The organism is Kitasatospora aureofaciens, assembly GCF_019192735.1.
Lineage (GTDB): Bacteria > Actinomycetota > Actinomycetes > Streptomycetales > Streptomycetaceae > Kitasatospora > Kitasatospora aureofaciens_A.
In genome coordinates, this window is record NZ_JAHTKP010000006.1 from 97375 (window position 1) to 110763 (window position 13389).

A 13389-nucleotide genomic window follows, 5' to 3' on the forward strand; every position below is an offset into this window, starting at 1 on the left:
GGCCGTGGCCGTGTGCCGTCAGCAGGCACGCGGCCACGGCACCTTTCGGCAACTCCCCTACCGGAAACGGGAACTGGGCACCGGGCCACTCGACCGGCAGCGGTCGCGCGGGCCGTTCAGCCAGTGCTCGCGGGCGACGCGCGCGAAGGCCGTCAGCGCGTCGTCCGGGTCGGGCGGAGTGTCGCCGTCGCCCTCGTCCTGGGTCGGGTCGGCGGCGACGATCTCGGCCGCCAGCGCCTCGGCGGGCCGCTCGTCGGGCTCGTCGCCGAGCATCCGCCACGGCGGGGCGACGGTCTGGCCGAGCAGTCCGCTCACGTCCGCGGTGACGGGCGGCGTGTCGGTCCAGCAGGTGGCGTGCTCGTACAGCACCTCGCCCGTGGCGCGCTCGCGCAGCGCCGCCAGCGTCTCGTGGCCGATGCCGTCGACGTCGTTCAGGTCGTAGGCCACCACCAGCGTGTGCCCGGTGCCCGGCCGGTACGACTCGGCGGGCAGGCCGAACAGTTCCGCCGCGGCCAGTCCGAGGGCGCGGTCGGCCCGGCCCGGCAGCAGCGAGACCGACCGCGGGCGGGTGCCGGTCGCGTCGAGGACCAGCCGCAGGCGCTCCAGCCCGTGCCGGCACAGCCCGTAGGAGTCCTGGAGGAACGCGTAGCGGCCGGTCATGCCCGCCGCGAAGCCGTACGGGGAGAGGGTGGCGAGCAGGCCGCCGGTGAGGGCGAAGTGCCAGCCGCGCAGGTCCTGGTGGCTCAGCGGGGTCGGCGTGAGCGTGGCGACCTCGGCGGATCCGGCTCCGGCTCCGGCTTCGACGGCGTCGGCGCGGTCCAGCGCGCGGCGCACCCGGTCGGCGGCGGGCCGCCACTGGTCGTCGGGGGCGGAGAGGCGGTCGAGGGTGGCGCGGGCGGTGGTCCGGTCGCCGGACATCAGCGCGTTGTAGGCGAGCAGGTAGCGGCCGGGCCAGTCGCGCAGCAGCGGCTCGTGCTCGCGCAGTACGGCGGCGGCCTCGGCGTGCCGCTCCTCGTCCTCAAGCGCGGTGGCGAGTTCGCTGAGGATCGGCAGGCGGCTGTCGGGCCGGGGCTTGCTGCGGCCGAAGAGGCCGCGCTTGGTCTTCTCGCCCTCGCGGGCCTCGGCGGCGGCCAGGCCGAGCCCCTCGGCGAGGGCGGGGGCGGCGAGGTAGGAGACGCCGCGCTCGACGCAGGCGTAGCCGTACTTGTAGAGGGCGACGGGGCCGCCGGCTCCGGCGGCGAGGCGGCCGGCGGCATCGGCCAGGTCGTCGAAGCCGCTGTCGGCGGCCAGCCGCTGGACGAGCGAGGCGACCTGGGCGGCGGGCACGTCGTCGGCCAGGCCGCGCAGTTCGCGCAGGACGGCGTGCGGGTCGCCGGCTTCCAGGTGGTGCCAGGCGGTGTCCAGCGAAGGGGTCGTCACAGGGGTGGTCCTCCGGGGGTGGTGTCGGTCAAAGGTCCGATCATGACGGACCGGCCCCGGCACCTACAAACCAATAACCTGACCGCTGCTGCCGGCCCTGCCCGGCCGCAGCCGAGCCAGTCGTACGCGGCGGCGACCGGGCCGTCCGATGGCGAACTGTCAGGCGTATTGACAGAGAAGTGGTCTAGTCCAACCATAAGCATGTCGATCCGACCGGGATGCACTGTGGGGGTGTGACCACCGGCGGCTGAGGCACCGCCCTGCCCTGTTCCGCTCCACCCCCGACCCGCCCGGCGTGCGCGCATCCGCACCGCCGTTCGCCGCCGTGCGAGTCCGTGGGCCCCTGCCGCCCCAGGGTGGCCCGCTGTACGTCACGCACGTCCTGCAGCTCCCCAACGTCCTGCCCCACCACGCCTGTTGGAGAATCCATGCGTCTACGCAGAACCATCCAGGCGGCCCTGACGGCCTGTGCCACGCTGGCCGCCTCGGCCGGCCTGGTCGCCGCCGGGACCGGCTCCGCCCACGCCACGACCCCGCTCCCCAGCCGAGTCTTCGCCCCCTACTTCGAGGCCTGGACCGGCCAGAACCCCGCCACCCTGGCCGCGCAGTCCGGCGCCAAGCACCTGACGATGGCCTTCCTGCAGGCCGCCACCAAGGGCTCGTGCACCCCGTACTGGAACGGGGACACCGCCAAGCCGGTCGCCTCGTCCACCTTCGGCGCCGACATCGCCACCATCCGGGCCAACGGCGGGGACGTGATCCCCTCCTTCGGCGGCTACACGGCCGACAACACCGGCGCCGAGATCGCCGACAGCTGCACCGACGTCTCCCAGATCGCGGCGGCCTTCGAGAACGTCATCTCCACGTACGACATCAGCCGGATCGACCTCGACATCGAGGACAACTCGCTCACCAACACGGCGGGCATCGACCGCCGCAACAAGGCGATCAAGCTGGTGCAGGACTGGGCCGCCGCCAACGGCCGGTCCGTCCAGTTCTCCTACACGCTGCCGACCACCACGAGCGGGCTGGCGGCCGGCGGGCTCGCCGTGCTGAAGAACGCGGTCAGCAACAACGCGCGGATCGACGTCGTCAACATGATGACCTTCGACTACTACGACGGCGCCACCCACGACATGGCGGCCGACACCCAGACCTCCGCGCAGGGCCTGTACAACCAGCTGGCCGCGCTCTACCCGGCCAAGACCCCGGCGCAGCTGTGGGGATCGATCGGCATCACCGAGATGGTCGGCATCGACGACTACGGCGCGGCCGAGACGTTCACCGTCGCCAACGCGACCACCGTGTACAACTGGGCGGCGTCGAAGGGCATCAACACGCTGTCGTTCTGGGCGCTCCAGCGCGACAACGGGGGCTGCCCGGGCACGGCAGGAAACGACGCCTGCTCCGGAATCAGCCAGGGCACCTGGGACTTCACGCACATCTTCGCGGCGTTCACCAGCGGCTCGCCGGTGACCAACGACTTCTCGGTGGCTGTGAACCCGAACTCGGCGACGGTGACGGCGGGTTCGTCCGCGTCCGCGACGATCGCCACGGCCGTGACCGCCGGTTCGGCGCAGAGCGTCAACCTGTCGGTGAGCGGCGCCCCGGCGGGCGTGACCGCGACCGTCACCCCCGGCAGCGTCACGGCGGGCGGCAGCGCCACGCTCAACATCGCCACTGCCTCGGCGGCTGCAGCGGGCACCTACCCGCTCACCGTGACCGCGACCGCGCCGTCCGGCACCCACACCGCCACCTACGCGCTGACCGTCACCGGCACCACCCCGCCGCCCGGCGGCCTCGCCAACGGCGGCCTGGAGACCGGCAGCCTCGCGCCGTGGACCTGCCAGAGCGGCGGCGCCGTGGTCTCCACCCCGGTCCACTCGGGTTCGTACGCGTTGCAGTCCGCCCCGACCGAGAGCCAGACCGGCGACTGCTCCCAGACCGTCACCCTGAAGCCCAACGCCAGCTACACGCTGAGCGGTTGGGTGCAGGGCAACTACGCCTACCTCGGCGTCGGCGGCGGGGCCAACGCGAGCACCTGGACCAACTCCACCGGCTGGACCAAGCTGACCGTCCCCTTCACCACTGGTGCCTCGGGCACCGTCACCGTGTACCTGCACGGGTGGTACGGGCAGGGCAACGTCTACGGGGACGACTTCGCGATCGCCTGACGGGGGCGGGCGGCGGGTGGCCGTCGGCGGCTAACACGTAACAGGTTTCAGATGACAGCTAACAGATAACAGATTTCAACATCTGTTATCTGTCAGCTGTTCGCTGTCGCCCGTCAGCTCCCGGCCGCGGCCTCAACGCCCTGCGCGGCCTCGACGCCGTCCGCCGCCCGCTCCCGCCACGGCCGGCACAGCACCAGGTATGCCACGCCCGCCAGCACCCCGGACGTCAGCACCACCACCGCCAGCAGCACCGCGGACGGCTGCCCGCCGAGACTGCTCAGCGGCGCGACCACCGCCCCGCACAGGAAGTTGCCCGTCCCGAGCAGCGCCGACGCCGTCCCGGCCACCCGCGGTTCGACGAGGCTGAGCGCCTGTGCCGCCGAGTTCGGCAGCACCACGCCCATGCTGCCCATCAGCACGAACAGAGCCGGGCAGACCCCGGCCAGCCCGAGGTCCCACACCGCCGTCACCAGCACCAGCGCCACCCCCGCCGCCACCGCCCCACCGAGCCCGCCCAGCATCAGCGCCCCCGACGTGAACCGGCGCGCGAGCACCCGGCCGTTCAGCTGCGACATGGCGACTATGGCCAGCGAGTTCACCCCGAACAGCAGGCTGTAGGTCTGCGGCGACACGTGGTAGACGTGCTGCAGCACCGTGGACGACCCACTGATGTAACCGAACAGCGCCCCGAACCCGAACGTGCTCGTCAGCATCAGCCCGAGGAACGGCAGGTGCCGCAGCAGCCCTCCCATCGTCCGTAGCGTGGCGCCCAACCCGCCGCCGTGCCGGGCCTCCGCCGGCAGCGTCTCGCGCAGCGCGCCGAGCGCGGCCAGCACGAGCAGCAGGCCGAGCGCGGTGAGCGCGCCGAAGGTGCCGCGCCACGAGGTGACCTGGAGCAGCTGCGCACCGACGATCGGCGCGAGGATCGGCGCCAGCCCCGATATCAGAGTGATCGAGGCGAGGAAGCGAAGCATCGCCACACCCTGGAAGCGGTCCCGGGCGACGGCCCGTCCGATGACAAGCCCCGCGGCCCCGGCCGCGCCCTGGACGAAGCGGGCGGCGATCAGCACCGGCAGGGTGGGCGCGATCACGCACACCACGCTGGCGAGCGTGTAGACGACGAGCCCGACGAGCAGCGGCGGACGGCGGCCGAAGCGGTCACTGAGCGGCCCGAACAGCAGCTGACCCGCGGCCACGCCGAACATCGAGAAGGTGAGCGTGAGTTGGACGGCGGCCGGTTCGGCGACGAGATCGTCGGCGATGGCGGGCAGCCCTGGCAGGTAGAGGTCGGTGGTCAGCGGACCGAGCGCGACCAGGCCGCCGAGCACGGCGACGGTGCCCCGGCCGGAGCCGGCCCAGCCGGTGACGGAGGCGTCGGAGGCGTCCGAGGCGTCGGGGGTGGCTGACGTGTCGTCGGACGGGCCGGCGGTCGGGCCAGGGCCAGGCATGGAGCTCCTTGCTGGACGGACAGGACGGGGGCGCGGGACGGGTTTGTCCACGCCCCGTCCTATCGCAGCCGCGCCCTGTCCCGACAGCAGGGGTCCGCCGGAGCCCCCCGAACAGCTCCCCCGTCAGTGCTTGGCCGGCCGCTCCGCGCGCAGGGCCGCCTGGACGGCGGCGCCGTCCTGCCAGGCGAAGAGCTGGTTGCCGGTGAGCGTCACGTTGTAGTGCCCGCAGGTGCCGCTGACCTTGGTGGCGACGCCCTCCGGGAACCAGCCGGCCTTGAGCGACTCCGGCACCGGGTGGGCGCGCTTGCCGGGCAGGCCGGTGGTGCACCCGGCGGGCAGCCGGCCCTCCGGGAGGGTGGCGCGCAGCAGGCGGTCGTCGCCGGTGGTGGACATCAGGTAGTGCACCGAGGCGGCGTTGTCGGGCAGCCAGGTGGGTATCGAGCGGCGGTCGGCCTTGGCGTCGCTGCCGGTGGCGTACGAGGCCTGCTCCTGGTGGCGCCCGTCGTACCACTCGGACACCCGTGGGCCGATGACCACGGCGGCCACGGCGACGGCCATGCCCGTGCCCGCGACTCCGAGCGCGACCTTGCTCACGATGCCCTTCATGCCCGCCTGCCCTCTCCGTGTCCGTACCGCTGTCCGTACCGCTGTCTGAACCGCTGTCCGTACCGCCGTGCATACCGCTGTCCGTGTCCGGCCCGCGGGGTCCGCCGACCGGTGTCACCATCCTGGCCCGCGCCACCTCGTCGTAGCGTCACCACGAGGTAGCGCTCACGCCTCCATCCCACGGGGTGGCTTCTCCACCTTCAGAGGTATGTGCCGCCACCCGTCCTCGGGGCTACGGGCCGCTCCGGACCGTAGCCCGAGCCCCGATAGAGCGTCACTCAGGTCCGGCCCAGGCGCAGCCCGGCGTGCTGCACACGGATGCATCGGCCGCACCGTACACCCGTCAGACAGCGGCGGGAACCGGTCGGAAGACGGGGAAGGGGCGGCCGTCGAGGGTCCAGTGCGGGTCGATGGGGCGCAGCAGCGAGGCGTACACCTGGGCGGCGACGTCGGGGTGGCGGATCTCGCCGGTGGGCGGGCCGGCCGGGATGTCGTGCCCGGCGCAGGCGACCCAGGCGGTGCGCTCCTCGACGGTGCGGCCGCCGTGGCCGCCGGCGTCGACGTGGCCGTGGTCGGTGACGACGATGACGGTCCACTGCTCGTCGGCGTAGGTGGCGCGGCTGCGGACGGCGTCGAGGAGGCGGCCGAGGCGTTCGTCGGCGGTGCGCATCGCGGCGCGGTACTCGTCGCCGCAGCCCAGGAAGTGGGCGGTCTCGTCGACGGCGCCGAGGTAGACGAAGGAGGCCTCCGGGTCGGCGGTGCCGAGGACGTGGACGGCCTCGCGGGTGACCTCCTCGTCGACGGCCTCCCAGGCCTCGGGGGTGTCCTCGGCGGGGGCTATGTAGGACAGTCGGCCGGGGGCCCGGAAGAGCGGGCCACCGGACTCGTTGATCATCAGCGGGTCCCAGCCGGCCGCGACGAAGGTGCGGCGGCGGTCGCCGCGGTTGAGCCGGGTGGCGAAGTCGGGGAAGACGTCGAGCCGGTTGCCGGCCAGGTGGTTGCCCCACACGCCGTGCTTGGCGGGCTCGACGCCGGTCACGATGGTGGCCCAGCAGGGCCCGGACATGGTGGGGGTGGAGTCCGCCACGGTCACCGGCACGAGGAACCCGGCCTCGGCGACCTCCGTGAGCCGCGGCATCGGCACGCGCTCCAGGTAGTCGTACCGGACGCCGTCGATCCCGACGACGAGTACCCGGGGGCGGGGCCACGAGGCAGTGGACATGGGGGTTCCTTTCGGTCGTGCACACCCGGCGCGCCCGCCGAGGGCGCCGCCGACCGCGCCATGCTTCACCGCCCGCCGTACCGTCCGGTGTCCGGTCACCGTACGCGTGGTGTCCGCCAGGTGTCAGGCAGCTGTCCTGGCGAACCGCCGATCGGCGGGGGTGAGGGCGGCGGACGGTCCGGCGGCGCGCAGGACGACGTCCAGGACGCCGTCGGGGTCGGCGGCGTAGCAGTGCGCGAACCACGGCATGTTCGCCTCGACCACGGCCCAGTGCTCGGCCGGGTCGTACGGGTCGGCGAGCGGGCCGACGTCCAGGGCGACGGCGCTCGGCAGGGTGTCGCCGGCGGCGGCGAGCAGGCGCCGGGCGAAGACGGTGGCCTCGGCGGTCAGCGGGCCCGGGTCGAGACGGCCGAAGCGGGCGTAGCGGCTCCCGGTGCGGACCTCGCCGTCGAGGACGAACAGCCGGTACTCGGCCGCAAATGTGACCGGCTCGCTGACCAGGACGGGCGTGTCCGGACCGATCCGCTCGCCGGTGCGCGGCAGCCGGGAGCCGTCCGGGTAGACGGCGGGTGGCAGGGACTTGTCGGCGGGCGGCTTGACGAACGCGGGCCGGCGCAGCGTCCACGCCTCGGCGAGGGTGGTGAGTTCGATCCGACGGCGGGTGAACTCGGCGGGGAGCCGGGTGAGCCAGTCGTCGTCGGGTTCGAGCAGGGCGAGGCCGAGCGGCGCGGCGACGCGCGCGGCGGTGAGCGGCCCGCCGTACCAGTGGACGGGCCGCCCGGTGAGCCGTTCGACGGTGGCGGGGCCGGTGAGGACGGCGGTGGCGAGGCCGCGCCGGGCGGCGGCCTCGGTGAGCAGGGTGGTGGTGCTGGTCTCCTGGGCGGAGGTCAGAAGGACCGGGGTGCTTGCCGTCACGGCTGCGGCAGTCATGGCTGCGGCAGCCGCGGCCGTCGCGGCTGGAACCGGCACCACCTCCGGGGCCGTCACGGCTGGGGCCGGAACTCGTGGACGACCTCTATCCGGCCGACGATGTGCCGGTTGAACTCGTCCAACTCCTCCGCCGGTACCCAGAGTTCGAGGATGGTCCGGCCGCCGGCCTGCTGCACCGGGTATCGGGCGAGGAAGGCGGCGTCGACCTCGAAGCGCGTGACGTAGCCGACGCCGGAGGCCGGGACGTTCCAGTCGCGGGCGATGCGGATCGCGTAGTCCTCGTTCAGGACCGGGTAGAAGATCGGCTGCTCCGGCAGGCGGGGCGGCCAGGCGCGCCAGTCGGCGGCCTCGACCAGGGCCAGCTCCTCGGGGCCGATGGGGCGCCAGAGGGTGGTGGTCGGGCTGCTGTCGGTGGCCTGGCTGTTCATGATCGGGACGGTAGCCGGGCGCGCGCCGGCCCGGCCACCGGTTTTCCCTCGGCGGACTCCCCGGACGGACTGCGGCCCGTCAGCGGTAGGCGGACTCGCCGGTGATGGCCTCGCCGAGCACGAGGGTGTGGATCTCGCTGGTGCCCTCGTAGGTGAGCACCGACTCCAGGTTGTTGGCGTGCCGCAGCACCGGGTACTCGGTGGTGATGCCGTTGGCGCCGAGGACGGTCCGGGCGCTGCGGGCGATTTCCAGCGCGGCGCGGACGTTGTTGAGCTTGCCGAAGCTGATGTGCGGCGCACGGGCCGCGCCCTCGTCCTTGAGCCGGCCGATCCGCAGCGCGACCAGGTACGCCTTCTCGACCTCCAGCATCATCTCGACCAGCTTCTGCTGGGTCAGCTGGAATCCGGCGATCGGGCGGTCGAACTGGATGCGGCTCTTCGCGTAGTCGAGGGCGGCGGTGTAGCAGTCGCGGGCGGCGCCGACGGTGCCCCAGAGGATGCCGTAGCGGGCCTCGTTGAGGGAGGAGAGCGGTCCGCGCAGGCCGGTGACCCCGGGCAGCACGGCGTCGGCCGGCAGCACCACGTCGTCGAAGGCGAGTTCGCTGGTGACGGAGGCGCGCAGGGACAGCTTGCCGTGCACGTCGGTGGCGGTCAGGCCGGGGGTGCCGCGCTCGACCAGGAAGCCGCGCACGCCCTCCTCGGTCTGCGCCCAGACGACGGCGACGTCCGCGATGCTGCCGTTGGTGATCCACATCTTGCTGCCGGAGAGCACCCAGTCGCCGCGCTCGCCGCCCTTGCGCACCGCCCGGGTGCGCATGTTGGCCGGGTCGGAGCCGAAGTCCGGCTCGGTGAGGCCGAAGCAGCCGATCAGCTCGCCGGCGGCCATGCCGGGCAGCCAGCGCTGCTTCTGCTCCTCGGAGCCGTAGGCGTGGATGGAGCGCATCGCGAGCGAGCCCTGCACCGAGACGAAGCTGCGCAGCCCGGAGTCGGCGGCCTCCAGTTCCATGCAGGCGACGCCGTAGGCGACCGCGCCGGCGCCCGTGCAGCCGTAGCCGTCGAGGTGCATGCCGAGCACGCCGAGGGCGCCGAGTTCGGGGGCGAGTTCGCGAGCCGGGAAGACGCCGCGCTCGAACCAGTCGCCGATGTGCGGGCGGATCCGCTCGTCGGTGAACTTCCGGACGGTGTCGCGGATCAGCCGCTCCTCGTCGGTGAGGAGGTCGCCGACGGCGAGCAGGTCGGCCGGGTCGATCCGGGTCGGCTTCCTCATTGAAGCTCCTTGCAATCTCGGCGGGATACGCCGCGAGTATCGCGTACGCGGCCGGGCGACGGGTGGGCGCGAGCGAGTGAGGAAAGCGACATGTCCAGCGGCACGCCCAGCAGATGACAGGTGACAGATTTCGAAATCTGTCATCTGTTACCTGTTCGCCGACCCGCAGCTCACCCCACCCCGCACAGCCGGAGCACCGCCGTCGTCGCCGCGCCCGCGACGACGATGACCGGGAACGGCGCGCGGCGCAGCGCGAGCACGCCGGCGACCAGCACGCCGGCCGGGCGGGCCCACCCCGCGAAGCCGTGCCCCTGGGTCAGCGCGCCGGTGGCGACCAGAGCGACCAGCAGGACGGCAGCCGCGACGGTGAGCAGGTGTCGCACCCGTTCGGACAGAGCGAGCCGGTGCCCGAGGAGCGGCCCGGCGAGACGGTAGGCGTACGTCCCGACGGCCAGCAGCAGCACGGCATACAGCGGCATCAACGGACTTCCTCCTTCACGATGTTGGGCACCCTCTCGCCGTCCCCGACGCCCCCGGCCTCCGACACCCGGGGCCTCCCTGCGAACACCAGCCCGACGAGGGAGAACAGCACCGGCAGCCCGGCCGGCAGATACGGCACCGCCACGACCGCCACGACCGCGCCCACCACGGCGGCGGTACGCATGCGACGGTCCGTGAGCGAAGGCAGCACGAGCGCGAGCAGCACCGCGGGGAAGGCAGCATCGAGGCCGAGCGCGTCCGTGTCGCCGATGAGCCCGCCCGCGACGGCGCCGAGCAGCACGGAGACGTTCCACACCGCGAACAGCGCGATCCCGCACAACCAGAACACGGCCCGGCGACGCCGCCGATCATCCTGCTGGAGCACGAAGGCAGCAGTCTCGTCGGTGATGAGCTGCGCGCCGAACAGCCGCCGCCACCACGGCCCTTCGAGCACGTCGGCCACCGTGAAGCCGAACGGCAGCAGTCGGGCGTTGAGCACCAGCCCGGTGGCGACGGCGGCGAGCGCGCCGCCCCCGGAGAGCACCACGCCGACGGCCGCGAACTGGGACCCGCCCGCGAAGACGAGGAGGGACATGGCGACCGGCACCCACAGGGGCAGGCCGCCAGAGACGCTGATCGCGCCGAAGGAGGCGCCGACGAGGGCGTCGGCCAGGCAGACCAGAGCGATGTCACGGAGGGTGGCATGCTCCAGTGTTCGGAGGAACGAACGCATGTCCATTAGAATGAACCCGCGGGCTGCGTTCGTCAAGGCGAACGAATGGACCGACACCGCGAACGCCACACATGGCAGCATGAGCAGCGCCGCGGAGGCGCCAGAAGGGCGCGAGAAGACGCGAAGGCGCGAGGAAGCGAGTGGCAAGCATGAGTGACCCGACCCCCACCCCACCAGCAGGCTCCGGCACGGAGCTGATCGGCCTGATCGCCGCGTCGATCCGGCGCGAGCGCGAGCGCAGCGGACTGTCGATGGCCGAGCTGGCCCGGCGCGCGGGGATCGCCAAGTCGACGCTCTCGCAGCTGGAGTCGGGCGCGGGCAACCCCAGCGTGGAGACGCTCTGGGCGCTCGGTGTGGCACTGAACGTGCCGTTCAGCCGACTGGTCGACCCACCGCGTCCGGCGGTGCGGGTGATCCGGGCGGGCGAGGGCCCGGTCACGCACTCCGAGCGGGCCGACTACGCGGCCACCGTACTGTCCTCCTGCCCGCCGAACGCCCGGCGCGACATCTACCGGATCGAGGCGCAGCCCGGCGAGACCCGGGCGTCCGACCCGCACATGCCCGGCACGGTGGAGCATGTGATGCTCGGCGCGGGCCGGGCGCTGGCCGGGCCGACGGAGGCCCCGGTCGAGCTGGGCCCGGGCGACTATGTGAGCTACCCGGGCGACGCCCCGCACGTGTTCCGCGCGCTCGCCCCGGACACCCTGGCAGTGATCGTGATGGAGCACATCTGACGCACATCTGACGCATCGTCAAGAAGTACCCACACAGAACCAGCTACTTCAACAGCCCGTCCAGGAAGGCGTTTCCGAACACCCGGTGCGGGTCGTGCCGGTTCAGGACGGCGACCGCCTCGTCCCAGCCGGGCCCGCCGCCGTCGCGCAGGCTCGCGGGGATGACCCGGCCGAGCAGGTCCGGGTCGGACCAGGCCGCGTCGGCGGTGTAGGCCCAGCCCTTGGACCACTCGACGCGCAGCCCCGCCCGAGTGCCGTCGAAGGTGCACAGCAGCCACTGCTCCAGGTCGCGCGCGAAGCGCTCCAGGCCGGGGGTGCCGGGGAAGGCGAGGACGTCGAGCCAGACGGCGGTGTCCCACTCCGGGCGGTCGGCGCGCGGGCGCAGCGCGGAGAGCAGCGGCGGCCGGGCGCCGGGGATGCCGGAGTGGGCCGGGTCGTCGAGGCTCGTGACCCGGATCTCCACCGCGCCGTTCACCGGATACTCTCCGCGCGCCTGGTAGTCGGCGAGCAACTGCCGGTAGTAGGCGGCGAATTCGCCGACCACCCACTGCAGGTCGGCGCGCTTGGCGAGGATCGCGTAGCCGTTGGCGGTGACCCGCAGGGTGGTGGGCCGGACGTACTGCAGCAGGGTGCGCGAGGGGCCCCAGAGGTCGGAGCGCAGTCCGCCGGCGAGCAGGTGGGTGACGAGGTCGCCGGTGAGCAGGTCGCGGAGCAGTCCACCGGAGAGGAGTACGTCCGTGAGGTCGCCGGTGAGCGCCACTTTGGCGATGAGGTACTGGAGTTGGCCGAACAGCGGGGCTGATCCCCAGGCGCCGGAGACGATTTGGCCGGCGAGTCGGGCGACGGGCTCCGGAATGCTGTCCGAGAAGGGGTAGTTGTAGGGCTGGTCGACGGCGCGGGCGGCGAGCGGCTTGGCCGGAGTGACGCTCCACGTCTTGAGCCAGGGGTACTCGGTGTAGGCGAACCAGATCGCCTCTGCGCGGCCGTCGCGGTCGACGAAGTCGGCGAAGGTGCGCGGGCCACCGCCGCCGAGCAGGCCCCCGAGCAACCCGCCGCCGCTGCCGCTGCCACTCCCCGGGCGGGCGAAGAGTTCGCCGGCCGGGATGTCGAGGCGGCTGACGCAGCGCAGCGGCCGGTCTGCCCCGGCCCGCAGCACGACCTCGGTGAGGAACGCCCGCCCGAGGTGGACCAGGAACGCCGCGCTGTCGGCCTCGGACCGGTCGAAGGTGCGCAGGGTGTAGCGCCCGGTGGCCGGGTCGAGGACGACCGCCGTGAGGCGGGTGACCTGGTTGCTGACCGAGCCGTAGCCGTGCCCGTCCGGGCGGGTCTCGCCGACCGCGGGGACGGCGGTGCCGTGGCCGCCGATGGCGAGGACGCCGCCGACGGTGAGCTCGCCGGGGGCCGGGCAGGCGGTGAGGCCGAGGCCCCGGCCGGCGAGGTGGGCGAGCAGGTTCTCCATGGTGGCGCCGGTCTGGACGCGGACCGTGGTCGGCGAGTCGGCGGTGATCGCGGTGAGGTAGCGGCTGGTGTCCACCAGGAGGACGCGGGCGCCGGCGGGCGTCCCGTTGGCGACGGTGAGCGGGGCCCAGGTGTGCCGGTAGCCGGTGGCGCGCAGCCGCCAGCCGTTGGCGTGCGCCCAGTCGGCGAGGGCGGGGACCTCCTCGGGCGTGCGGGGCCCGCACGTCCACAGCTGGTCGGTGCAGATCTCGCCGGACCAGTTCTGGAAGACCCGCTGGTACAGCTCGGTACCGGCGGGCAGCCCGGGCGGTACGGGGGTGACGGCCTCGGCGCTGTCCGGGCCGACCGTGCCGCGCAGCAGCCACGCGCCCGCGCCGAGCGCCGCCGACGCGCCGAGCAGCCGGCGCCTCGTCAGCCCGCCGCCGTGCGGCCCTCCCGCATCAGCCCCTCCCCCGTGAGCCCCTTCCTCGTCGGCCCCTCCGCCACCCCG

The 13389-nt window shown here is 73.3% G+C and carries 12 protein-coding genes; 2 read left to right on the forward strand and 10 right to left on the reverse strand.

Annotation, left to right across the window (positions count from 1 at the left end):
• Positions 1–57: 57 nt before the first annotated feature.
• The gene (locus KV557_RS08945) at positions 58–1419 is read right to left on the reverse strand and encodes a hypothetical protein (protein ID WP_218199238.1); all 1362 of its coding nucleotides are present in this window, start codon (positions 1417–1419) and stop codon (positions 58–60) included.
• A gap of 428 nt (positions 1420–1847) precedes the next feature.
• Here KV557_RS08945 and KV557_RS08950 point away from each other — a divergent pair, with 428 nt between their 5' ends.
• Complete coding sequence (locus tag KV557_RS08950) at positions 1848–3593, forward strand: glycosyl hydrolase family 18 protein (RefSeq protein ID WP_218199239.1); 1746 nt, start codon at positions 1848–1850, stop codon at positions 3591–3593.
• A 113-nt stretch (positions 3594–3706) separates the two neighbouring features.
• Here KV557_RS08950 and KV557_RS08955 read toward each other — a convergent pair whose 3' ends face one another.
• From KV557_RS08955 to KV557_RS08990, 8 genes are all read right to left on the reverse strand, one after another.
• Positions 3707–5041, reverse strand: coding sequence for a multidrug effflux MFS transporter (locus tag KV557_RS08955; protein ID WP_218199240.1), 1335 nt, complete (start codon positions 5039–5041; stop codon positions 3707–3709).
• Between the two features lie 123 nt (positions 5042–5164).
• The gene (locus KV557_RS08960; protein WP_218199241.1) at positions 5165–5647 is read right to left on the reverse strand and encodes a hypothetical protein; all 483 of its coding nucleotides are present in this window, start codon (positions 5645–5647) and stop codon (positions 5165–5167) included.
• 343 nt (positions 5648–5990) lie between these two features.
• Positions 5991–6869 carry an alkaline phosphatase family protein gene (locus KV557_RS08965; RefSeq protein WP_218199242.1) on the reverse strand — a complete coding sequence of 293 codons (879 nt, stop codon included), beginning with the start codon at positions 6867–6869 and terminating at the stop codon, positions 5991–5993.
• 123 nt (positions 6870–6992) lie between these two features.
• Positions 6993–7799 carry an ATP-grasp domain-containing protein gene (locus KV557_RS08970; RefSeq protein ID WP_218199243.1) on the reverse strand — a complete coding sequence of 269 codons (807 nt, stop codon included), beginning with the start codon at positions 7797–7799 and terminating at the stop codon, positions 6993–6995.
• 53 nt (positions 7800–7852) lie between these two features.
• Entirely contained in the window at positions 7853–8227 is a 375-nt protein-coding gene (locus KV557_RS08975) for an ADP-ribosylation/crystallin J1 (RefSeq protein ID WP_218199244.1), read from the reverse strand.
• Between the two features lie 79 nt (positions 8228–8306).
• Positions 8307–9494, reverse strand: a complete 1188-nt coding sequence (locus KV557_RS08980) for an acyl-CoA dehydrogenase family protein (protein WP_218199245.1) — start codon at positions 9492–9494, stop codon at positions 8307–8309.
• Between the two features lie 170 nt (positions 9495–9664).
• Positions 9665–9973: an AzlD domain-containing protein gene (locus tag KV557_RS08985; RefSeq protein ID WP_218199246.1), complete on the reverse strand. Its 309-nt coding sequence runs from the start codon at positions 9971–9973 to the stop codon at positions 9665–9667.
• Positions 9973–10776 (reverse strand): AzlC family ABC transporter permease, encoded by an 804-nt coding sequence (locus KV557_RS08990; RefSeq protein ID WP_445156340.1) that lies wholly within the window; start codon positions 10774–10776, stop codon positions 9973–9975. Before KV557_RS08990 ends, KV557_RS08985 begins: the two co-directional genes overlap by 1 nt.
• An 80-nt stretch (positions 10777–10856) precedes the next feature.
• Between KV557_RS08990 and KV557_RS08995 the strand changes: the two genes are divergently transcribed.
• Positions 10857–11441: a helix-turn-helix domain-containing protein gene (locus KV557_RS08995; RefSeq protein ID WP_218199247.1), complete on the forward strand. Its 585-nt coding sequence runs from the start codon at positions 10857–10859 to the stop codon at positions 11439–11441.
• A gap of 43 nt (positions 11442–11484) precedes the next feature.
• Here KV557_RS08995 and KV557_RS09000 read toward each other — a convergent pair whose 3' ends face one another.
• A complete protein-coding gene (locus tag KV557_RS09000; RefSeq protein WP_218199379.1) occupies positions 11485–13260 on the reverse strand; it encodes a cholesterol oxidase substrate-binding domain-containing protein in 1776 nt (591 codons plus the stop codon).
• Between the last annotated feature and the right edge of the window lie 129 nt (positions 13261–13389).